This window comes from Variibacter gotjawalensis, from assembly GCF_002355335.1.
Classification (GTDB): domain Bacteria; phylum Pseudomonadota; class Alphaproteobacteria; order Rhizobiales; family Xanthobacteraceae; genus Variibacter; species Variibacter gotjawalensis.
Genome location: NZ_AP014946.1, coordinates 4519616 through 4540903 on the forward strand (window position 1 = coordinate 4519616; position 21288 = coordinate 4540903).

At 55.5% G+C, this 21288-nt stretch carries 22 protein-coding genes; 13 read left to right on the plus strand and 9 right to left on the minus strand.

Annotated features, from left to right (window positions below):
* Positions 1–42 precede the first annotated feature (42 nt).
* From GJW30_RS22135 to GJW30_RS22145, 3 genes are all read right to left on the minus strand, one after another.
* A complete protein-coding gene (locus tag GJW30_RS22135; protein ID WP_130364639.1) occupies positions 43–273 on the minus strand; it encodes a DUF6894 family protein in 231 nt (76 codons plus the stop codon).
* Positions 254–1012, minus strand: a complete 759-nt coding sequence (locus GJW30_RS22140) for a Crp/Fnr family transcriptional regulator (RefSeq protein ID WP_096358514.1) — start codon at positions 1010–1012, stop codon at positions 254–256. Before GJW30_RS22140 ends, GJW30_RS22135 begins: the two co-directional genes overlap by 20 nt.
* Positions 1013–1642: 630 nt before the next feature.
* The gene (locus tag GJW30_RS22145) at positions 1643–2323 is read right to left on the minus strand and encodes a Crp/Fnr family transcriptional regulator (protein WP_096358515.1); all 681 of its coding nucleotides are present in this window, start codon (positions 2321–2323) and stop codon (positions 1643–1645) included.
* A gap of 271 nt (positions 2324–2594) precedes the next feature.
* Between GJW30_RS22145 and GJW30_RS22150 the strand changes: the two genes are divergently transcribed.
* Together GJW30_RS22150 and GJW30_RS22805 are read left to right on the plus strand one after the other, a co-directional pair.
* Positions 2595–3638: a fatty acid desaturase gene (locus GJW30_RS22150; protein ID WP_096358516.1), complete on the plus strand. Its 1044-nt coding sequence runs from the start codon at positions 2595–2597 to the stop codon at positions 3636–3638.
* Between the two features lie 1130 nt (positions 3639–4768).
* Positions 4769–5167 carry a hypothetical protein gene (locus GJW30_RS22805; RefSeq protein WP_130364641.1) on the plus strand — a complete coding sequence of 133 codons (399 nt, stop codon included), beginning with the start codon at positions 4769–4771 and terminating at the stop codon, positions 5165–5167.
* A 203-nt stretch (positions 5168–5370) separates the two neighbouring features.
* Here GJW30_RS22805 and GJW30_RS22155 read toward each other — a convergent pair whose 3' ends face one another.
* Positions 5371–6255 carry a hypothetical protein gene (locus GJW30_RS22155; protein WP_096358517.1) on the minus strand — a complete coding sequence of 295 codons (885 nt, stop codon included), beginning with the start codon at positions 6253–6255 and terminating at the stop codon, positions 5371–5373.
* Positions 6256–6573: 318 nt separating this feature from the next.
* On the opposite strand from GJW30_RS22155, the gene GJW30_RS22160 reads away from it, so the two are divergent.
* From GJW30_RS22160 to GJW30_RS22205, 11 genes are all read left to right on the plus strand, one after another.
* On the plus strand, positions 6574–6867 hold the full coding sequence (locus GJW30_RS22160; RefSeq protein ID WP_130364643.1) for a hypothetical protein: 294 nt from the start codon (positions 6574–6576) through the stop codon (positions 6865–6867).
* Positions 6868–8216: 1349 nt separating this feature from the next.
* Positions 8217–8447, plus strand: a complete 231-nt coding sequence (locus GJW30_RS22165) for a hypothetical protein (RefSeq protein WP_096358519.1) — start codon at positions 8217–8219, stop codon at positions 8445–8447.
* Positions 8448–9283: 836 nt separating this feature from the next.
* On the plus strand, positions 9284–9739 hold the full coding sequence (locus GJW30_RS22170) for an ATP-dependent DNA ligase (protein WP_096359007.1): 456 nt from the start codon (positions 9284–9286) through the stop codon (positions 9737–9739).
* Positions 9705–10076 (plus strand): ATP dependent DNA ligase, encoded by a 372-nt coding sequence (locus GJW30_RS22175; protein ID WP_157746824.1) that lies wholly within the window; start codon positions 9705–9707, stop codon positions 10074–10076. Before GJW30_RS22170 ends, GJW30_RS22175 begins: the two co-directional genes overlap by 35 nt.
* 172 nt (positions 10077–10248) lie before the next feature.
* Entirely contained in the window at positions 10249–10533 is a 285-nt protein-coding gene (locus tag GJW30_RS22180) for a hypothetical protein (protein ID WP_096359008.1), read from the plus strand.
* A 193-nt stretch (positions 10534–10726) separates the two neighbouring features.
* Complete coding sequence (locus GJW30_RS22185) at positions 10727–11041, plus strand: hypothetical protein (protein WP_096358521.1); 315 nt, start codon at positions 10727–10729, stop codon at positions 11039–11041.
* A gap of 345 nt (positions 11042–11386) precedes the next feature.
* Entirely contained in the window at positions 11387–11557 is a 171-nt protein-coding gene (locus GJW30_RS22810) for a hypothetical protein (RefSeq protein WP_157746826.1), read from the plus strand.
* Between the two features lie 79 nt (positions 11558–11636).
* On the plus strand, positions 11637–12377 hold the full coding sequence (locus GJW30_RS22190; protein WP_246700417.1) for a potassium channel family protein: 741 nt from the start codon (positions 11637–11639) through the stop codon (positions 12375–12377).
* 41 nt (positions 12378–12418) lie between these two features.
* A complete protein-coding gene (locus GJW30_RS22195; RefSeq protein ID WP_208408024.1) occupies positions 12419–13666 on the plus strand; it encodes a cation:proton antiporter in 1248 nt (415 codons plus the stop codon).
* A gap of 125 nt (positions 13667–13791) precedes the next feature.
* Entirely contained in the window at positions 13792–14280 is a 489-nt protein-coding gene (locus GJW30_RS22200; RefSeq protein ID WP_096358523.1) for a DUF421 domain-containing protein, read from the plus strand.
* A 214-nt stretch (positions 14281–14494) separates the two neighbouring features.
* Positions 14495–15532, plus strand: coding sequence for a sensor histidine kinase (locus GJW30_RS22205; RefSeq protein WP_130364645.1), 1038 nt, complete (start codon positions 14495–14497; stop codon positions 15530–15532).
* A gap of 516 nt (positions 15533–16048) precedes the next feature.
* Here GJW30_RS22205 and terL read toward each other — a convergent pair.
* The 5 genes from terL to GJW30_RS22225 form a co-directional block, all read right to left on the minus strand.
* A complete protein-coding gene (gene terL, locus GJW30_RS23065; RefSeq protein ID WP_245408598.1) occupies positions 16049–16621 on the minus strand; it encodes a phage terminase large subunit in 573 nt (190 codons plus the stop codon).
* Complete coding sequence (locus tag GJW30_RS23070) at positions 16618–17484, minus strand: hypothetical protein (protein ID WP_245408599.1); 867 nt, start codon at positions 17482–17484, stop codon at positions 16618–16620. The genes terL and GJW30_RS23070 overlap by 4 nt, the downstream gene beginning before the upstream one ends.
* A complete protein-coding gene (locus GJW30_RS22815) occupies positions 17477–17884 on the minus strand; it encodes a DUF5681 domain-containing protein (RefSeq protein WP_283808641.1) in 408 nt (135 codons plus the stop codon). Before GJW30_RS22815 ends, GJW30_RS23070 begins: the two co-directional genes overlap by 8 nt.
* Positions 17877–19346: a site-specific DNA-methyltransferase gene (locus GJW30_RS22220; protein ID WP_096358525.1), complete on the minus strand. Its 1470-nt coding sequence runs from the start codon at positions 19344–19346 to the stop codon at positions 17877–17879. The genes GJW30_RS22815 and GJW30_RS22220 overlap by 8 nt, the downstream gene beginning before the upstream one ends.
* Before the next feature lie 748 nt (positions 19347–20094).
* Positions 20095–21165, minus strand: coding sequence for a tetratricopeptide repeat protein (locus tag GJW30_RS22225; protein WP_165391599.1), 1071 nt, complete (start codon positions 21163–21165; stop codon positions 20095–20097).
* Between the last annotated feature and the right edge of the window lie 123 nt (positions 21166–21288).

Here is a 21288-nt window from a genome sequence, read left to right on the forward strand (position 1 = left end):
TATGTGTGTGTGGTGGGCTGCAAGCGCTTTCTCAGTTCGGATTCAGTGTCGCGTCACCGTCCACCTCGCCTCGACCTCACAAATGCGATCCCCATCTTCAGTCCGAACAAGGATCTGCATTTGCTTAGCTCCCCGCTGAACCAACTCGTAGGCCATCTCGGCTAAACCGAGCTCAGCTTGCTTTTCGGCAGCAGTATCGCCCGCAAACTCTGCACCGGTGTCGTCGATCGACATCTTGCCGTCCACGACGAGATCAAAATGATATCGCTGCATTCTGAGGAATGGCTCCGATGCCCGCCTCCGCCTGATTGCGAAGGTGGAGATAGTTCGGATTAAATCCGCTGAAGGCTGCCAGGCGTTTGAAATCCAATATGACAACATGCCCCCGAGCAAGTGTGATCAGGTCGGCCTCGCGTAGCACTTGGATCGAACGGTTCGCGTGGATAGCTGAAAGGCCCATCGTGTCTGCAATCTCGGCTTGTGTGATGGGCAGTTCGAACCGTCCCTCGCTGACTAAGCCGACAACATGCAAGCGAAGCAGCAATTCGCACAAGAGGTGGCCAATTCGCTGAGGTGCCTCGCGTGTTCCGATGTTGACTAACCACTCACGCAGCGTCGCCTCGTCGACAAGTGTTGCTGACCAAAGAGCAGTGGCCAATGCCGGCGTTTTCAACATTTCAAGAACCCGCTTTCTTGGTATCTCGACAACTTTGCAAGCCGACAGCGTTGAAATCGAGTGATCCATTTCCTTCAAAATGAAAATGTGAAGGTCGCAAAAGTCGCCGGGCACCAGATAGGCCATGATCTGCCGCTGTCCTTCTGAAGTGATCTTGTAGCGGCACGCAAATCCTTCAACGATCAGCAGAACATTTTCCGGCGAATCTCCTTCTGTTATCAGGTCGGTCTTTGGAGCTACCGTGCGGACGTTTCTCTCGACGTCGGATACAAGCGTCTTCTCCGCTTCCGTTAGCGGCACAAACGCTTCTAACTTTCGGATCAGCCGACTAGGCATGCAGCCCTCGCCTCAATCTTGTACGATACCGCACTTTGGACCAAGCGTAGGCTGCCGAGTTAGTTTTAGGCACTAACTTATGTTAAGCACGCTAGCTTGTGTAGCCTCTTCTGGGTCATATTGCCTGGCAGTGAGGTCCCCAAAACGTACGATTTCGTACATTTAGCGTTGTCGGAAAAACTGCACCGGAATCTTTGTCTAGACACAAAGCGCTACTGCAACGGACGTGCTGCTTTAGCGCAAAGTTTTTCGATGATGGGAGAACGGACTAAACGTAGATCAATGCCCGGCGACGCATTTTTGACTAGCGTGCTGTCGTGATCTTCACGCGAACACTCCGTTAAACAGCTGACGCTTTACGAGCAACGATCCGTGAGGTTGGGCCATGAGCACTGATGACCAAATCCGAGGGTCGGCGGGTCGTCTGAGCACCGTCGACTACCTCGCGCAGGTAGAAGAATTGCTTAGGCTCTGCGACGCTGCGACCGATGTGAGAAAGCAAGCGCAGCTGTTGCGAGAGGCAACAAACATTATGATTTCGAAACAGTCCAAATGACTCTGCCTCGGCTAACCGAATTGAAAAATTCGATGGTGCGATTTCGTACCGAGATTCGTTGGGGAAAAGCGGCGCTAGCGGCTTCGCGGTTTCCGATGATCGCCGTTAGCGCAGCTACACGCGAAAAACTTGAGTTTGATCGCATCTCGTATTGTGACCTGCCCGCGCGCGTATTCTATAGCGCCTTGCGCTTGGAGCGCCTCGGCAGCGACGGATACGCTTGCCCGCCGAACGGTGAGCATTTCGCTCATAAACGCCTGCGTGAACGCGAGTTGGTTGCCGGAAAGAGCTCTTGCACGCAATAGCCATCGCGCAAGCCGCTGTTCCAGCGTGTGTGCAGCAAGACATCCCGCGGCTCTGACAAATTCGGCGCTTAACCTGTGCTCATGAAGCCGTATCGCTTCGAATAGGCTCGGCCGCTCTTTCGCGATACCTCTGAGCCGCTTGGTGCGTATTGCTAGCGCCGAGACAGGTATCTGTACTATCGCATCGCATACCGCACCATCGGCCCCTAATGCGGCAGCACCGCCGACCATCCCATCAATGCCAATCATCGCCAATTCGGTGATTTGATTTGCCGCCATTCTAGCGACGTATGAAACGATCCCGGTTTGCGGAAAGTAGATCGCTTCGTTGACGTCACCGGTGTCGATAAGAATTGTTTTTTGCGAAAGCTCGATTGAAGTGAGATTTTCTCGAACAGCAGCCAAATCACCGGAAGTCAAAGAGAGTAGAAACTCATTCTCCAAACGCATCGTTGCTCCTGCCTAGGCGGGAGCGCTACTGCGTCTCTCAGTCATCCATGCCGATCTCCAAGATGATTGCAGTGATGTAATCATCGAAAATACCGATCGCTACGAAATGCATCGATAGGTTTGTACGAAGGCGTACCAGAACACAAGTTTTTACATCGCTCGGTTGCGAACGAGCTCGCGCTTCGTGTGCAACATTCCCACCTTACGAAGCCAACCGCGTTAGCGCACATGCTCTCAGTAAACGGCGTTGGTAGAGAGAAGTCTGAAACAGATGTCGGGCTATAGCAGTGACGCTTTAGAACTCTCAGAGGCCCTTTCAATTGCTCGAAAGCTGTCGAAGTATAGAGAACCGAGTCATTGGCGAAGCAGCGCCGAGATCGTAACAACCTTCGTGCTGTTCGCGGTAATTTGGGCAACTATGCTGGTTAGCTTGTACGCGGGCTATTGGATCGCGTTAGTATTGGCGCTGCCAGCAGCCGGGCTTTTGGTCAGACTGTTTTTGATCCAGCATGACTGTGGCCATGGGTCGTTGTTTTCCAGCCGAACGGCGAATGACTGGGTGGGGCGCATCATCGGCGTCTTTACGCTCACGCCATACGGCTTCTGGCGCCGTGCACATGGGCTTCATCATGCCAGTGCCGGCAATCTCGATCGACGCGGCATTGGCGACATCGATACGCTCACTGTCGCGGAGTATCTAAGCCTATCGAACGGAAGGCGCCGGCGATATCGGATCTATCGGCATCCTCTTGTCATGTTTGGGATCGGACCGGCATATCTCTTTTTGTTTCGACACCGTATCCCGCTTGGATTGATGCGCGCGGGTTGGCAACCGTGGGCAAGCGCATTGGCAACGAATGTATCGATAGCAACTCTCTCCGCATTGCTGATTTGGCTTGTTGGGATCGGACCGTTTCTTCTTGTGCAGTTGCCGATCACGTTAATTGCAGCTTCGATTGGTGTTTGGCTCTTTTATGTTCAGCATCAGTTCGAAGACACGCACTGGTCTCGCGACGGGATTTGGAATTTCCACCACGCTGGGCTTCACGGTAGTTCTCACTACGATTTGCCGTCTGTCCTGCGATGGTTCACTGCCAATATTGGCGCGCATCATGTGCATCACATGTGTAGCAAAATCCCGTTCTATCGTTTGCCGGAGGTATTGCGAGATCATCCTCAATTGATCTCAACAGGACGCTTGACGCTGCTGCAAAGTTTTCGATGCGTCGACAAAGTCCTTTGGGATGAAAGCTCGCGAAAGCTTATTTCTTTCCGAGAGATGCAGTCGATCTCTGCTATCGTTAGACCCCGATGACAATAGAGTAGCGCGCAAGAGCAAGACCGTGCCTCGGCTTAACGAAGTCTCAGCCGCGGCTGGGTCGGTTGAGATGTTCGAAGAGCAAACGCCATCTTCGCGCCAAATCTAGCCATCTCTCACGTTCGACGCCCGCGCAGCGATCAGCAAAACGGTCGCAGCGTTCCGCCTCGGCCAAGTATTCGGCTGCCTGCCTTGTCCGTGATCCCGTCGGCTTATCCGCCATCGCTTCTTCCCTACGGACTCAATCGGACTAACTCATGTTAGTTTCCTGCCGGCAGCAAAAAAACCAAGTGATTGAGTGTCGACGCCAAAGCAATCACGTAAGAAGAACGGACCTAACCTTGCTCTCAACCGGAGTAAGCGGGACTTCAGAAGCGCTTGAAGCAATCAGCCGCCTCTTGCGCGTTCGGGCAAGCAGAAGACCGTCCGCCCAGCGAGATCCCTCGCGTTATCGCTGCGTTGCATCGAGAGGCTTCTGACCTTACAGGATCCTTTGGCCGCAGCGCGAAATGTGAACTGAAAGCGTTACCGCAGGAACGCCTTCGGATTTTAGGGAGCGCCACCGCTTACAGGTAGGAATGCTACGCTGAGTTTGTCGCGGCCAAGATCTTATTTCAGGTACACGAGTTTCACACTCCAGTTCCCGCAAGAGCGTGTCGACGTCGCCGCCTACCGCACGGTCGGAACGGACACGATTGCGCCCTCCTTGGGAGACTGGACGACTGCGCCATGGGCGCACCTAAATGTCGCGCTGTTTTTACTCCGCCGCAGTGGCCGAACGCGCGGAAAATGATCGATTTCGCGAAGGGCTTGCGCGGCGAAGCTGCCTCTTGCTCGCGAGGGCCCTAAAGAAAATCCGCCAGAGCGTTGGCGGACTGAGTTCTGGGGCTGAGATTTTTATAGAGGGTCTATCGAGACACACAAATTGTGTCACACCCGCAGCAGCGTGCACTAACATATGTTGGTACGCGAGGAAGCTTGTCGTCGCGAATGGAAACGTTTTTTTTGCTAAGACGATTCCGCCGTGACGCGAGAGGCGTCGTTCGCGACGAAGACCACAACTTGATCCATGTTAATGACGATCAGGCAAGACGACGACCATATTCCGCCTGCGAAGGGCCGGCACCATGGAGGAGAACGAGAGTACTGAAAGTGACGTTCAAGTCGTTGCGCCGAGCACCAAGGTATTAGCCAGTCGCTCTCTTCGCGATTGGAGCGCCGCGCCCGTCGAGCGCCGAGTTTCGTTAGAAAACGCAACCGAAGAAACGCAGGTCAATATCCTCGTCAAGCGCTCGCGCGTCCAACTCGCTGCCCTTGTCATGCATCGAGTTAAAGATCACCGACTGATGCGAATTGAGATCGTCGCGGACGGTTCGGGTGAATGGTCTGCGGTCCCGCACGGCAAAGCTGAGCATATGCCTGCACTTAGTGCAAAAACTGCTGAAGCCGCTCAAGGCCTTAAGCAGTGTATCAGCTATTTCAAAAGCGTTTTCGAAAATAGTGCTCGCACAAAATGCGGTGCTTAAGATCGATGAGACTTTCTGTTCGCGTTTTTTTTTGCTAACAGGACTCGAGCCTAGCGGATGCAGCCGCAACCTTGAATTCAGTGAGCCGCGACAAAACACACCCGCCCCCAGCGCGAGGCTGAGAGCGGTTGTTAGGCACTCAAAGTGCTTGGTGTTTGCAACTGACCTGCTTCGTTCAACCGATTGATACCGCCGCTCCAATCCTAGGTCAGCGCATCGCGATGTTCGCCGCCGAGCGTACCCGACCAATACGCAGCTCCTGCGGAAACGATTGAAGCCGCCGCGAGCAAGAATGCAATGATGACTGCGGCTTTTCGTGCTTTGTCTGCCGCCTGTTTAGCGCTCTCAGCCGCAGCACGTGCTTGAGCTACCGCGGCATCTACACGGCGTCGAGCATCGTCTTCGCTGATCCCGCTTCGAGCAGCGACGAGCCTAACGAGGTAAGTTTTGTCTTCCTCGCTAATATTTCCGCGCAAAGCGGACGCCGCGAGGATTCGGCTGATTGATGCAGTCGTGTCCTGGCTATTCGCAGCGTTGTTCGACGCTGCCGGATCAGCTCGCACCATGCCATCGACGATCGAAGACAGCTGGTCGCCGCTTACTCGGCTCGCGCCGGCGCTAGCTGCTGCACCTGCTGCGGGTGCTGCGGCTGATGCCGCCTGACCGGCTACAGCCGATGCGGTCCGACCAATGCCCGACGCAAGCGAAGCTGCGAGAAAGGCACCCACCAAAATGCCAATTGCCCAGACAGCAAGGCCGTGAGCACCGTCGCGAACAGTGCGCTCATCAACTGTAAGCGCGGTGCTTGTAAGGCGACGAAAGCGGCCGGCAAAGTAGCCGCCAAGAGCAAATGACCCGATCATCACGACCAAGACCCAGAAGGCGCCTGCCGCCGATACCGTTGTAGCCGACGGATTGGACCCACTGTACGGCGAGACAGATGCGAGACCGATCGCGGTGCCAAAGGTGAAGAGGACAAAAGAGAGAGCGGTTGCGACGGCTGCCCCTGCAAAGATAGCAGCCCAATCGATGACAGATGCATTGCCGGCCGGTGACGGCTCAGCAGCGACGATGGTTGTGTCGGTCATGTGTATGATCCTTTAGCGCAGGCCGAGGAATGATAGAATGGCGAGCACTATGACGATTGCTCCGACGATGTAGACTATTGAGTACATGGCTTTCTCCCGGCAAGTTGACTGCGGGCAACGCGCTAGTGCCTCCTTTGTTGCGAGGCTCAGTCAATAGGGCTACCTGCAGGCCCGGACGCAAGATGCTTAAACGGTAGGCGCGGTCCGGTCCTCTCCAATTCGATAAGCCGCTTCGATCGATTTTGACGGTGACCAATCGCGAACTTTTGCAACAAGCCGCGCTTGATCGCGTTGCCGTCGTTGAATCGGGAGCTTCACGTGGAAAAAAGCACGACGCACTTGTTCGACGATCTTCATGAGGCTGCCGCGAAGGCCAGACGCAATCTTGCGAACTTATCATCTGCTGTTTTCAATGTTCGCAATCTTTACGAACGGTTGAGCCGCAGCCTGTCGGATCGCAGCGACATGAAATACGTGACGGCTGACGCGCGCATGTTGCAGGCAGTTCTGGACATGGAGCAAAACCCCGGATCGGCCACTTTAGCGCAGCTCGGCAGTGCCCTTGCCCTCTATCGCGTTGCAGCCCTATCAGAAGCCCAACAACCTCGCTAAGTGATCGCTAGTACAGCGGGAGAACCGACTGAACCGCCGGTTTGTCCCGCGTAAAATGCCCAGCTGCTTCTCCAGGGAAGTCGATCCAATGCGCTTCAGTTCACTCATGATCGCCGAGGCCACGTTGGGGATTGGTGCTCTTGCTACAGAGAACGCCGACGGCTCGTGGAATGCGGTGTGCCGGTTCTCACCGCGAGCTTCGGCCAACGCGCACGCATAAGCCACTTCGCCCAATAGATTGCGCGCAGAAGCGCTACTGATTTTGAAGGCCGGTCGACTCCGCGTAGAAGCCCTTGGTGTCCAAAGCGTGTCGCACCTTCAGAGATAGTGCGCCAACGTCTACCTCGTTTGGTGGACTCCAAGCACCTTGAGCATGCGGTGTTGGTAAAAGATGCTTGCAGCCTTCTCTAAACCAAGAGCGTTGCGGTTCGCGGTCGCTATCTTCGTCTGACCACGTCATTTCAAAATAACGCATCAACCAACCTTACGATCTACGTGCAACAAGATTAGATGCTACCAAGTGTGACGCCACCGATCTCTGTCTTTTCTGCTTTTACAGTGGTTAGCGTACCGACGGCGGATGTGGTTGCGAACTATCTAAATGGTCAAAGCGCGTACGCGCTTTGCGCGGCTTGTTGGCCAATGTTAGCCATCACTCGCAAACGAGTGTTTGGGCTAGGCGAAAAGATTTGAAGCGATTGCATCAACAGTCTCCGGCGTAGATCAGCGGCTTTGGCTCGAAGGGGCTAACGCTGGCGCACGCCGGCGCACGCCGGCGCGGACCCCAAAACCGCTAATTCACTAATCACTTTCTGGGGCCGACCGCCGGGTGCACGGCTACTGCCGGTATCGAAGCTTCGCGCATCAAAGCATCGATCTGAACCATGTAATGGAGCGTCCCTTGCTTTCTTCATCGAACCTCCTGAACACTTCGCTCGCTCTTCTAGCCGTATCGCGGTTGCCCCTTTTGATGACCGTGCTCGCTACGCTGAGCACGACTTTGGTAATAGTGAAGTCGCGAACGAAAAGCTGTTCTTGACGCGCCGTCCCACTCTCGAAGCAAGATCACGAGCCGAAAGATTGCATCGCCGTGCCGTCCGCGCGGAAAAAATTTATTCTCACCCCAGCAAGCACTCGGAGATGCGTCCAGCGATCTAGATCATTCGGCAGCGGCCCAATCGCACGAAGGTGATGGCACTACTCTGCACCGCTCGGCATTGCTCTGGCGGCGGCATGGAATGTGCGCCCTGCGTAATGTTGGCGAACGCAATCCATGAACTATTACGAAGAAGGCGAAGAGCACTGGAACACGTAGACAGAATTCCGGTTGATGAGCGGAGGAAAGATCGATGACAGACGTTCCTTTTCACGCTGACCTTCAGCACAACATTCCGGCTAGACAGATGTCACGCTATCAGGTGCTGAGCCATGACGGTTATCGCATCGTAACCACAGTCGTTATGGCGGCGTCGGATGCTGACGCCATAGCCGCGTGCAGTGCTTTCTTCGCAGAAGGTGCATTAGAGATTTCACAGGATGGCCGCCTCGTTCACACCTATGCACAGCAGGCCGCCGCTTAACAGTCAGAATCGTCGTGGAACGTGCAGCGTTTGCCGACGTTCGTTTGATGCGACTGTCCCCCGAGAAGTCGCTTCCTTGATGCCCCAAAGCTCCATGAATGCCTCTGCTGAGTCTCCCTCGGCAGAGGCATTTCCGTTTCGAAACGTCTGAAGCACTGCTGCGCTCGCTTAAAATCCGCACGAGAAAGGCCCGAAGCTCTGGGAGCCCGGGCCTTTGTGTTTGTCGCAGCTAACGCGCTTGCGTCCGATCGCTCGGACCATCCGTTGATCGCGAACTATCCGACCCCGCACCACCAGCAGCTGCCGGACTGCGCGATTGATCCGGCGTCACGGCGCCGCTAGGAGGCGGGTTAGGTACGCCAGGCTGTGTTCTCGCATTTCCGGCACCTGTGTTCTCGACCGGAGCGCGTTGCGGCGTGCTTGCGCTATCGAGAATTCTGTCAGAGGGCGCGAGCATGAGCCACCCTACGAAGCCTATTGCAAACACCAGAGCGGCTAAGAGCGCCCAGGTGCCCGTTCTTGCGGTAGCGCCGACCTGGGCCGGTACTTCGCGGTTTGGTTCTCTGTTTTCCATGAAAAGCCAACACGCGGCTGCAACCGACGTTCCGTAACGAAACCGATAGACCTTTCTGATTAAGTGATTCGTCAGCGGCTTCATGTGCAGGCGTACCGCTCCCTATGCCCAAAGCGACAAAAGCTCTTCAGATCGCGCGCAAACTCGCGTTAGCTTTACCGGCACCGCATCCTGGCTTCATCGAACCCGCGCGGCCCAACCTGAAAAAGGTGGCACCGACCGGTGATCGCTGGATTCACGAGATCAAGGGGACGGCTACCGGATGCAGTTGCATCTCGAAGATTGCGTGCCGCGAATATTCTCGCGCACCCGCAACGATTGGACTGACCGTTTTCCCTCCATTATCGCGACGGCGCTGGAGATCGACGCGCGAAACGTCATTCTTGACGGCGAGATAATTGTGCCAAACGAGAAGGGCGGCGACTTCAATGCAATGCAGAATTCTGTCGGGCCGAAGTCTCGCAAGCTTAAAGCTCAACATCAGTTCCAAGCCTTCGACATCATGTACCTGGACGGACTGGATTTGCGGCGTTGCCGGCTGATCGACCGCAAGGCCGTAGTAGAGGAGCTTCTCAAAGATGCGCCAAGCTACTTTCAAATCGTGGAGCGCATCGAAGGCACGCCCGGCCCTCAAGTCTACCGTAGTGCCTGCGGGCTCGGTCTGGCGGGAATCGTCTCAGCTCATGGATGGGCCGTACATCTCCGGCGACCGCATTGACTGGGTGAAGGTAAAGTGCGTTCAGCGTGCGCACCTGGTCGTCGTCGGCTACGTCCCACAGAGCGGCGGAACGGTGGCGGCCCTACGTCTCGCACGGCAGCAAGGCAGCGAGCTTGTGTACGCCGGCAAGGTCGGCACCGGTTTCAGCGCGAAGTCCGGCGCTGAAGTGCGCAAGAAGCTGGAGCCGTTGATGCGCAAAGCGGCTGCGCTCTCAAAGCCGTTGAAGAAGACGGATACGGTTTGGGTGGAGCCGCGCTTCGAAGCCGATGTCGGATTCCTCGAAGACACCGGCGACGCATTGCGGCATCCGAGTTTCAAGGGGCTCAAGGAAAGATAACTTCAGCGGCGATCTGAACATCTGGTCGCCGGATTTGTTGGCCCAAGCAGCATGGTTCTCCAAACTGCATTTCGAACCCAGACTAAGCCCGGCGTCCCCCCGACGTCGGGCTGCTTTTTGGAACAACCTACTACCTCGCCGCTTTCATCTCTCACATCCAGTGGAGGCAATCATGGCGAAGGCGGCAAAGGCGGCGTGGAAGCGACCCGGTTCTCCCATTGGAAAGACGGGACCGCGCAAAGCAAATCCAAAATACAAGCAGCGCTCCGGTCAGCCCTGGTCGAAGGACGAGATCAAGGAGCTGAAGTCGCTGGCGAAGCATAACACGCCGACTGGCGTGATCAGCCTCAAGCTCAAGCGTCCGCCGGCTGCGATCAGCAGCAAGGCGCAGCGTGAGGGCATATCTTTAAGGCCGGTAAACCGGTCTCCCTACTCTCGCCGTGCGACCACCCGATAATGTTTTTGTTCTTCTCCAGCCGGATGGGCCTACTCGGCTCAATCGCAGTCTCGATCCTTTTGAGCATCGTGTTGCTCTACGCCTGCGCGCGTTGAAACAGCTGATGTGATGAACGAGTAACACCTTGGGTCGCCGAAAGCGGCCCGCCCTAACTCATCCCGGAACAAACGGAGCGCCTGAGACTTCGCTCGGTATGGATTTCCGTTTTCTCTTCGACGACCTTGTCAGCGAGCCGCCGGATGAGCAGCCGCTGGGAGAGATTGTGAACTATGCGCAATGGCGCCTAGTGCACGGTTATCCCCCCATCCGCGCAGAAGCATGGGTACTCCGCTTCGGCAAATTAAAGAGCGATGAGATGAGCAACAAATCGAAGGCAGCAGAGAAGCGCCCAGTCACGATTGCGGACTCGACAGCCTTGTCGGGGCAAAACAAACCCGCAAAGGATCAGGACAATCCGGAAGACAAAGCAGTTCGGGTAGAAGAGTTGAATTCGCAAAACGACAAATAGTCGAAACCTAAGGCATTGCCACCAAGTCGGTCTTGGCACGCATGCTGCGAGCTCGCTGATGATGCCTATATGAAGCGGATCATTCGCGTGATCCTTGCAGATGCGCAGCTTAGCCTGGCCGCAGGCTTCCTCATAGGCTTAGTCTTGTCGCGTTGGTTGAGCGGCTAGCCCTCCACCTCGTTGTATTGTGCACGAAAGTGCTGGTCACTGTGCCGTTCAACAGCTGAAGGCTGGGGATCAGGCAGAGCTTACTGCGTCCCGGTCGTTAGCCGTCAGCGAGCGATACAAGACGCACTCGGCGTTACACGCTAGCGTCGCTTCGTGTGATTCTACATTGGAGGTAACATGGCTAAGGTTTCTACTACCATCAAACGCGCGGTGAAAAAGGCTGCCGCTAAGATCACGAAGACAGCTGAGAAGGCTGCCGCCAAGGTGAAAAAGGCTACGAAGTCTGCGGCAAAGAAAAAGACAACGAAGAAAGCTGCGAAGAAAAAGACGGCGAAGAAAAAGACGTGATCGCCGTACCACCGCGATTAAACAGAGCAGCTCCCGACTGTTGGTTGGTTAGATCGCGGTGACGAAACTAAGATCGAAATTGCGCGGTCTCTACAACGGAAAAACCAAGACTGCGGTCCGTTTCCGTTTCGCAGTTGTCGCGATGGATCTTGCGATAATCGCGTTCTTCATCGCGACTCCGATTTTGCAGAAGACGGCGTCGTTCTTATGGCTTGATTACTCCGTTGCCGCGCTGCTTTCAGTCGACATTGGTTGCCGAATGCTTGCCGAAAAGGACGTCCGCAACTGCGTCCGGCAACCTATGTTCTACGTCGACTGTTTCATCTTGCTGACCCTATTGTTTCCGTCGACGCTGGCGAACTTAGGCTTCCTTCGCATCCTTCGACTGTGGTCTCTGTCGCGCAGCGGTTTCTTGTGGGAGCCGCTAACCTCGTTGGGCTTCAAGACTTGGCGGGACACAGGCCACGCCGTTGTAAATCTCGTCACATTCCTCTTCATAACGACGGGCTTCGTCTACACGTTCTTTTTCCGTGCCGGCGAAGGCTCTGCCGGCTACATTGACGCGCTTTATTTCACCGTAGCTACGATCACAACAACAGGGTTCGGCGACATCACGCTTCCAGGCGTTGCTGGCAAGCTAACTTCGATCGCCGTGATGATTGTCGGGCTTTCGCTGTTCGTCCGTTTAGCTCAAGCGGTTTTCCGACCCTATAAAGTGACGTTCCATTGTCCAGCTTGTGCGCTCCAGCGCCATGAGCCAGATGCGGTTCACTGCAAAGCTTGCGGGCATATCCTTCAGCTTCCTGACGAAGGAGAGTGAACTGGCGAAGCTGACAACACCTCGATCCTACGGTGAGACGCTTGTTTGAAGCGTTAGATCCTTACATCCTGCTTTTGACAGGCGCAGGCTGCCTTATCGCACTGGTTGTTTGGCTACCCCTTGTTCTCCAACGACTCCCCCTCTCGCTGCCAATTGTATGCATCGCTATCGGCGCTGGCCTTTTCTCTCTGCCGATAACAAATCTGAAGCCTCTGCCGACGCAGTTTCCTATAATCACAGAACGGTTCTCAGAATTTGTTGTGATCATAGCCCTTATGGGCGCTGGTCTGAAGATTGATAGAGTCTTCGGTTTCCGACGATGGTCCATTGCTTGGCGGCTGATCGCAATCACGATGCCGCTCAGCATTGTGGCGATCACGCTCTTAGCAGGTTGGTGGATGGGTCTGTCATGGACCATCGCGTTACTGCTTGGCAGTGCACTTGCGCCTACCGATCCTGTGTTAGCTGCTGACGTGCAGGTTGGCCCACCAAAGTCCGAAGAAGAGGATGACGTTCGCTTTGGGCTGACCGCAGAAGCTGGCCTAAACGATGGCTTCGCATTTCCGTTTGTCAATCTGGCCATCGTGTTGGCCGTGGCAAGCACGAACAACTGGTTTGCGAACTGGTTTGCCTACAACGTCCTTTGGGAAATCATCGGCGGCACAGTGGCGGGCTATTTGATTGGCCGTCTATTCGGGTGGCTGACTTTTCATCTCCCAGGCAAGAGCAAAATTGCGCGAACTGGTGATGGTCTCATCGCGCTATCTGCGACATTTGTCTCGTACGGCGTGACTGAGTTGCTTCATTGCTACGGTTTTCTCGCCGTGTTCGTTACCGCGCTAACTTTCCGGCACGCGCACCGCAGTCATGATTTCAATGTTGATATGCATCAACTCACCGAGCAAATCGAACGCGTCGCAATGATGGTGCTCTTGATACTATTCGGAGGCGCGCTTGTGAGTGGCTTACTCAAACCGTTGACTAGCGTGGATTTGGCTGCTGCCTTCATTGTCCTGGTTGTGATCAGGCCGCTGGCCGGAATTGCAGGTATGATGGGTCATAAGGCGGCGTTTGTCGAAAAAATGACGATTGCGTTTTTTGGAATCCGTGGCGTTGGGTCGATCTACTATCTGGCGTTCGCCATGAACAAAATTGATCTGCCGAACGCTGAGCACGTATGGGCATTCGTCGGGCTAATTATCCTGATCTCCATACTCATGCATGGGCTAACGGTGACGCCAGTGATGCGCCTGCTTGATCGCACCGCAAACCGAGCTAGCCCGAGCTGAGGTTTGTCAGCTTCCGTTCTGTCTGAAGCGTTTTCTGCACGCCTTCCGCAAGCGGAACATGGCGGCTTTAACGTCGTTGTCGCGCCACGCGCTCTAACGCCCGCGCAAGCAACCGGTGCATTCAAATGTGGACGATCAATTGGACTGAGATTTTCATTCCGTCGGCCTCCATCGCCGAAATCATGATCCGCGGCACGATCATGTATCTCTTCCTTTTTTTGGCTCTGAGATTTGTATCGTCCAGACAGGTCGGGCAACTAGGGATTTCGGACGTGCTGGTTATCGTCGTGATTGCCGACGCATCACAAAATGCTTTTGCCGGCGAATATCGATCGATCACGGAAGGGGTGATGCTCGTGCTCGTCATCATCTTCTGGAATTACATAATCAATTTCCTGAGTCACCGAGTTCCTGGTCTACGCTTTCTCGCGTCGGCGCCGGCTGTGCCTCTGATATCTCGCGGGGTGTTGGACCGTCGGAACATGCGCGCAAATCTCATAACTCTCGAAGAGCTGGAAAGTCATTTGAGGCAGCATGGCGTCGAAAAGATTGCTGATGTAAAGCGCGCAATGCTTGAAGGCGATGGATCAATCAGCGTTGTCAAAGCAGCGTAAAAGACCATGAGTTTTGCCACCAAAGGCTTCGGCCGACGCTGCCGTGCGACATGACACGATAGGCGCGCCAATTCGTCGCGGCGGGAAATCGACGGGGCCTTCCACCGCATAATCGTTTGGCAATGCCGCGAAATCTGCCGTCCACGTTTCTGCAACACAAATGTTTGTCACGGCATGCGCTCCCTGGTTACGATAGTCAGGTGGGAGACACGCAGTGGGCTTACCGGATAGCATCGCCTCGGAAGGATGGTCGGCGTCTACCCGCGATCGCGAAGCGCTTTACAAAAGTGCGCTAGCGGCGGGGCGCATGGGGGCATGGGAAACTGACCTGGTTAAGCGGACCCGCACTTGGTCCCCGGAAGGAATGGCCCTGTTTGGCCTGAGTTTACCTGATGGTCGAGGAACAGTAGGCGGACCAGACGATGAGTATTGGCGTGCCCTGCACCCTGACGACCGTGGCCTCATGGCGAAGTTTCATGCGATCGCGCAAAAGCAAGATTCGTTTGCCGCCGAGTATCGCATTGTCTTGCCAAACGGAATAACGCGATGGGTTTCGGGTCGAGGCATGGTTATGGATCGGGGATCGGACGGCAGCGCCATGCGTATGGTCAGTATCGTCGCCGACATCACCGAACGTAAAGCAGCTGAAGACCACGTGAAATTTTTGCTGAGCGAGACCGCGCATCGATCAAAGAACTTGATGACGGTCATTAGCGCCGTCGCAAAACGAACGGCAGCGAACTCGAAGACCTTGAAAGACTTTGATGAGCGCTTTCAAGGCCGCCTGCAGGCTATGGCGCGATCGCAAGATCTGTTGGTTCGCCAAGACTGGCGATCCGTATCGCTGAAGCAGCTAATCTCGCATCAGCTCGAGGCTTTCTTGGATACAACCGCTAGCCGACTTGTGGTCAACGGCGAAGATTTAGATTTGAGCCCCGAAGCAGCAGAAGCAATCGGTCTAGCTTTGCACGAACTGGCAACGAACGCGGTCAAACACGGCTCTCTGGCGTCACCAACGGGCCGCATTGATCTCGCATGGCAAATTAAAAAGGGCGAAACGCTGGAACTTGTTTGGAAAGAAAGCGGCGCCGCTGTGTCTCCATCGCCGACCAGACAAGGCTTCGGCCATGTTGTACTCACCGAAATGATTTCGCGCGCGGTCAACGGCTCCGTCGAGATAGGCTACTCAACTGGCGCGCTCAGTTGGACTTTGCAAGCGCCGCTCTCATCAATCACGTCGCAGCGCGAGTGAGATCTGTTTCGACGACGCTGCCACTAAACGTTTACGCGCAGGTGATAGTCGCAAAAAATACGACAGCCTGAAGAAATCCTTTTGTTGAATCGACAGTCGAGGCTGATCGATAGCGCCCAGGAATTCGTAAGCCTATCGCGCCACCTGCAGCAACCGCTGTTTGGGCATTCGATCGAGATTCTTGTAAGCCATTCGCATCTCGGGTTGTAGCGACAGCTGCGGCAATAGGCCGACATGCGGTCGATATACGTTCCTGAAGCTGCAAAAGGCTTCGATGCGAGCGTGTCGCCGTCGGCAAACATCACCCTGCCATGCGTGTTCGGTAAGTCCACCCAGTCGAAAGCGTCTGCATAGACGACGAGGTACCAATCCTCAATCAGCAGGCTTGATGCCTGCGAGCAGAGCGAAATTCCCAGTCATCAGCAAGCGTTGAAAATAGTGCGCGTAAGCTTTGCGTTTCGTATCGGCGACCCGACCCTCACAGGGCCTCGCCGGTGAGGGTCCGTACCAATACGGTTAGTACTCTCGAGACATTCCGCTCATGATTGATTGCATCACGCGCGTAATATTGGCGTTGGCAAAAGGTGACTCGTAGTTGGCGAGAGCTTGGGTAGTGCTGTCGACTTGATCGTCGTTGCGGCCTCCGGGAAAAGACAACAATTCTGCCTCAAAGTCTGCTAGCCAGGAAGCTTGACGAGGCAGATATACCAACCCCGCTTCGAACTTCGGGGACTGCAAAGCCAGCCGAACTATTTTGTCGCCTTCCGGGCGCACACCGCGAACTGGTATGCCTTGCGACTGAAGATCGTCAAGTAAGCCGTACCCGATCCCGGCCTCCTCGATAAGGACTTGGTGCGATCCGGAGTACCGGTGCAATTTAGCCGCTAGTCGCCTGAGCTCGGTATACGACACGCGCTGTCGTGTAACATCAAGCAGATAGAAACGGTTGTTGACTATCGACCAGGTCGTGCAAACCGACCAGTCGTTAGCGCCTCCTTCTTTCGAAGCCGTGTCCCAGCTTTGCAGGATGAATTTGTGCTTGGCCAATGGAACGTCGTCGTACCTTTGCAGCCATTTCCGTTTGATCATCGCGCCGCCCGGCGGAACAGGTGCTTGCTGATACTGAGCCGCGAACATGTCAGAACCGATCGTGCGTTTGATGTGATCGAGAATCGCTCGCGGTTCATGGCGGGGTTAAGTACGTCGCCGACCGGTCGGTAGTGTGCATGATCGTAGCTGAGCGGGATCGAATCGTCGACTTCCGCAATGGCGGGTAGAATAAGCTGGTGCCATTCTTCATCGTCAGAGCGCAGTAAATGGCCAACCAAATCGTCTTGATGCAAGCGCTGCATGATGACGATGATCGCACCCTCTTGCTTGTTATCGAGACGCGATAGTAGCGTGTTCGCGTACCAAGTGTTCACAGCTTCGCGCTTTAGCTTTGAGTTCGCATCATCGGCTTTAAGCGGATCATCGATGATAATGATATCCCCGCCGCGGCCTGTGAGCGTCCCGTCGACAGAAGTAGCCAATCGAAATCCGTGTTGGGTAGTCTGCGTTTTAGTCTCTGTATTTTTGATTGGCGAAAGGCGCATGCTCGGCCACGCTCGGCGATACCATGGCGAGTTGACTACTATCCGAAACATGTTTGCGTGGTCGATCGCTAGTGACTGGGAATAGCTGACACACAAGACTCGCTTCGTCGGGTCGCGACCAAGCACGAAAGCAGGAAAACCGACCGAACCAATGATCGATTTCAGTGATCGCGGCGGCACGTTGATTATCAATCTCTTTAGCTCGCCTCGACGTACGCGCTCGAGATAGTAAGCTATCGCCCGAATGTGCCAATTCATGAAGAGAGTTTTATTTGGCGTCAGCGTGGCAAATGTTTTTTGGATGAACGCCACGAGGTCGGTCCGCAAGATTGCTGCAAGCAGGTTCTGATCAGTCATGTCGCCGTCCTTTTGCCGTTGCTCGCCGCTCTATCGCCTCTTCAATGAGCATTTCGTCAAACGCAGAAGTATCTTCTGCATCTTCATCAACACGTTCGCTGCTCATCGCATGAAGATATGAAAATGCCTTGATGTTTCCGGCGGCACTTTTATCGGCAAGTTTGCGCAGGCCGATCTCTTCAATCGTCATCCGGCACGTTTTCCCATTGATCGTAACCGTCACCTTCCGATTGAGCGCCTTACACGCTAGCGTGCTTCGGTCAGTTTTCTTCTTTGGCCGCCCTTTCATATTTCCGCTTTGACCAGGCTTAAACTGATGGGCACGCGGCGGCTTGCAATAGCCCACGAGATCCTCAACGTGCGTTTTTTCAGATGACGAGCCTTTCTTTCGCCTAGTCATCAGACCGCCCTTTCTTCGGCTGGCAGCCACTGCTCAGCGATCGCCGTTCGGCGAGCTCTTCGAAAGTTTCGCCGGTCGACTCAAGAACCGCATCGCGTCCGGTGTAGGCCTGCCATCGGCGAATTGAGACGTCCGCGTAGGTCGGGTCGAGCTCCATCACATACGCGCGTCGTCCAACTTTCTCAGCTGCAACGATTGTCGTGCCTGAACCGACGAAGGGATCCAACACGACATCGCCCGGCTTCGAGCAATCCAGGATAACGTCAGCGATCAATGCGGTGGGCTTGACGGTTGGATGCATCATGAGCTCCTCACGACGCCCGCGCTTGAAAGAGGTGACCCCGGCGTAATGCCAGACATTCGTCCGGGATCGACCGTGCTGGCCAAGCTCGAAAGTATTGAGATGCGGAGCCGAGCCCTTCTTGAAGATCAGCACGAGCTCGTGTTGCGAGCGATAGAAGGTCCCCATGCCTGCGTTTGGCTTTACCCACACGCAGACGTTCTTCATCTCGCCGAATGCGGTGAGGCCGGCCGCTTCGAGCACGCTCATGTGGCGCCAATCGATGCAGACATATGCGACACCTCCCTCCTTCAACTCCCGGGCGGCGTTACACAGCGTCGTCTTGAGAAAATTTGCGAACTCGTCGTCGCGCATCTCGCCAGACGCCACTAAAAATTCGCGATGGCCGGATTGTCGGCGAGCGTGCTTTCCGATCGACACGTTGTATGGCGGATCCGCAAAAATCAAAGTGGCGGCCGTGCCGCAAAAAAGCTTGTCGAAGTCGGGGGATTGTCGAGCATCACCCACAAGCAATCGATGCTTGTTGAGTAACCAAAGTTCGCCGTGCTTTGACACGGCCTCACCGACTTTCGGCAGAACGTCCTCGGCCGCCCGATCTGGTGGCGGCGAATGATCGAGCCGTAGATTATCTAGCTCGGCAATCTCGAAGCCGGTATCCTCCAAATCAATTTCGGTATCTTCGATCAAGATTGCGAGTTCGCCAAGCTCTAGAGCTAGTGTCTCGCGATCCCAGCCCGCATCGAGCGCGAGGCGGTTGGCGGCTATCGCATAGATACGCTTGGCCTCGTCAGATAAGTGGGAAATGCGGATGACCGGGACGCGCTCAAGCTCCAGCTCAAGAGCGACGGCGTGACGCAGATGGCCGCTGAGGATGACATTGGACTCGTCGGCGATAATCGCTCCGATGAACCCGTATTTTTTGATGAGCCGAGCGAGCTTGCGGCGTTGTTTGCGACTATGCGTTCGTGCGTTGCGCGCGGCAGGTTGAAGTGCTTTAGGTGGAAGGTATTCGATCGACTGATCGATGGCCGAGTGCGGCTCAAGTCGCGCTGTCTCGTGCGTTTCGCCAGATCGCTTAACGCGCCGCCATGCTTTGTCGCGATGAGGATCGATCGACCGCGGCGATTTCGGGTCAGTTGATGATTGCTTTTGATTGCGCATGTGCAGCTCTCCTTACGAAAAGAAATCTCATCTTTTCGAGGGGGTGGCGCTGCTGCGCTGCGCTAGGATGCACGTGATTGCGCCGCTATCAATACCCTGATCAGTTCATTGATTTTGTTGAATTTTTTTTGGCTCGGTATACCCAAGACGCCAACTCCGCGCGAATCCCTTATGCCGTTGAGGTTTGACGCCCGGCGAGGTCAATAAAATCGGGTTGGCCAACCGGACGGGAGCGCGATGTGTTCCTTCCCTCGCCATTGCATCAGCCGGAGCCTTCGCTTGCGCTCCCATCAAGCTCGGCTCGAATTCGCATCGGCCGTTTAATGCAACCTTCAGTGAATTCGCTCTCTGTCCGAAACTCTCGCGCTGTCGTTTGCCGGGGAATGATCCAGAAGCGGCGACATCCACGTTCGAAGCGCAGACTGCTTGTAAGACTTTTATGCTCAGAGAGCGCTGCTGAAAAGGATGAAAGACGTTCCCTGATGAGGGATACGATTTCCCTGTTTGATCTACTGTTTTTCCCTGTTTCGAACGATACCTAATGGCGCACAAGTCTCCACGGTCCAGCGGCTCCCAGCTCTATCGCGCGCCTCCCGGTTGAACCTTTTTCCGCGATTTCCCTGTTATTTTCCCTGATAGCAGGGAATTTTCAGCGTAGACTCGTTCGCTTCGAACGTGTGCACCACCAAGGACCTTAAGCACCTTGAGATTGTCCCCGTCGCCAATGATGATCTTGGCGGTTCGCGCCTCATTGACCCAAACGCTTGAGTTCTTCGCGAGCTGCTGGCGGCGTGATGTCGCGATACTCGCAGATTTTTGAGGTCGCGGCCGTGAAGCGTTCCCGCGCTTCGGCGCGATTGCCACGCAGAAGGTGCCACTGGCCGACGTAGAAATGTGCGTTGCATTTCGACGTGTAGTTTTCAGGCCCAGCATCCACCAAGACCTGCTCCGGTGTCTTGGTGCCGAGGAAAAGTTCAAAGATCAGCGGTGTGCGCTGCCACCGCTCCGCTTGCTCCCGCAGCAACGTCGCGTCGTCTTTTCCCATCCGGGCTTGCGCGATGTAGTGGAACGGCAAAGCCATCTCATTGCGGCGCGAGTATGGAGACTCGTCACTGACCGCCGAAAGGTCGGCAGCAGCCGCGGCAAAATCCGCGCGCATGAAATGCACGTAGCCGCGATTGGCCATGGCCTCCACAGCCGGGCTCGGGAATGCGTTCGGATCGGCAGCCGCGATCGCCTCTGTGTAGTTTGCGACAGCTTGCTCAAACGCGCCGAGATCAACCAGCAACCGACCGCGATACCCGAACGCGCTGCTGAGCCGCGGGTTGAGCCGGATTGCCTCGGTGAAATCCGCGATAGCGCGCTCGCGATCGTCCTTGAACTTCCACAGCAGCGCGCGCTCGACGAGAAACTCGGCAGCCCCGCTGCCCGGAGTGATGCGAATGAGTTGATCGTAATCCGCGATAGCGAGATCGGTCTTGCCTTCTTCATGCAGCACGCGAGCGCGAAACCGATATGGACCTGGTGCGTCCGGATCGAGACGAACCGCTGCGTCGAGGTCTGCGAGCGCGCGCTGCGGCGACCGGTGAACCTCATAATGGACGATCGCGCGGTTCACGTAGGCAAGGACGCGGCTGTCGCGGGACTCTCGCTTCGCCTCGATGATCGCTGTGCATTCCTTGATGCGCTGCGCGTGCGTGATCCGCGTTTCGCCCCAACATCCGCGCATGCGCGCGGAGCCCTGCGCATCGGCCTCTACGATCGGCATGACCGCCGCTGCGGCGGCCAGGGAAATGAGAAGAAAATAGGAGCGCGACATCTGCCGGTATCCCATAGCTTATATCATAAGCTGCATCGGGACCTTGGATTTGACAAGCGGCTGCGCGCCCTATGGGGCGCGAAAAGGGTGGAGACCGGTTAGGGGCCATTCGCTGTGCGGAAC

Coding starts and splice junctions, on each gene's coding strand:
- GJW30_RS22150 (WP_096358516.1), top strand. CDS start 2,595: ATGTCGGGCTATAGCAGTGACGCTTTAGAACTCTCAGAGGCCCTTTCA.
- GJW30_RS22180 (WP_096359008.1), top strand. CDS start 10,249: ATGGCGAAGGCGGCAAAGGCGGCGTGGAAGCGACCCGGTTCTCCCATT.
- GJW30_RS22810 (WP_157746826.1), top strand. CDS start 11,387: ATGGCTAAGGTTTCTACTACCATCAAACGCGCGGTGAAAAAGGCTGCC.
- GJW30_RS22140 (WP_096358514.1), bottom strand. CDS start 1,012: ATGCCTAGTCGGCTGATCCGAAAGTTAGAAGCGTTTGTGCCGCTAACG.
- GJW30_RS22220 (WP_096358525.1), bottom strand. CDS start 19,346: ATGCGCAATCAAAAGCAATCATCAACTGACCCGAAATCGCCGCGGTCG.
- GJW30_RS23070 (WP_245408599.1), bottom strand. CDS start 17,484: ATGACTGATCAGAACCTGCTTGCAGCAATCTTGCGGACCGACCTCGTG.
- terL (WP_245408598.1), bottom strand. CDS start 16,621: ATGATCAAACGGAAATGGCTGCAAAGGTACGACGACGTTCCATTGGCC.
- GJW30_RS22185 (WP_096358521.1), top strand. CDS start 10,727: ATGGATTTCCGTTTTCTCTTCGACGACCTTGTCAGCGAGCCGCCGGAT.
- GJW30_RS22815 (WP_283808641.1), bottom strand. CDS start 17,884: ATGACTAGGCGAAAGAAAGGCTCGTCATCTGAAAAAACGCACGTTGAG.
- GJW30_RS22200 (WP_096358523.1), top strand. CDS start 13,792: ATGTGGACGATCAATTGGACTGAGATTTTCATTCCGTCGGCCTCCATC.
- GJW30_RS22170 (WP_096359007.1), top strand. CDS start 9,284: ATGCAGTTGCATCTCGAAGATTGCGTGCCGCGAATATTCTCGCGCACC.
- GJW30_RS22175 (WP_157746824.1), top strand. CDS start 9,705: ATGGATGGGCCGTACATCTCCGGCGACCGCATTGACTGGGTGAAGGTA.
- GJW30_RS22135 (WP_130364639.1), bottom strand. CDS start 273: ATGCAGCGATATCATTTTGATCTCGTCGTGGACGGCAAGATGTCGATC.
- GJW30_RS22155 (WP_096358517.1), bottom strand. CDS start 6,255: ATGACCGACACAACCATCGTCGCTGCTGAGCCGTCACCGGCCGGCAAT.
- GJW30_RS22145 (WP_096358515.1), bottom strand. CDS start 2,323: ATGCGTTTGGAGAATGAGTTTCTACTCTCTTTGACTTCCGGTGATTTG.
- GJW30_RS22165 (WP_096358519.1), top strand. CDS start 8,217: ATGACAGACGTTCCTTTTCACGCTGACCTTCAGCACAACATTCCGGCT.
- GJW30_RS22225 (WP_165391599.1), bottom strand. CDS start 21,165: ATGTCGCGCTCCTATTTTCTTCTCATTTCCCTGGCCGCCGCAGCGGCG.
- GJW30_RS22805 (WP_130364641.1), top strand. CDS start 4,769: ATGGAGGAGAACGAGAGTACTGAAAGTGACGTTCAAGTCGTTGCGCCG.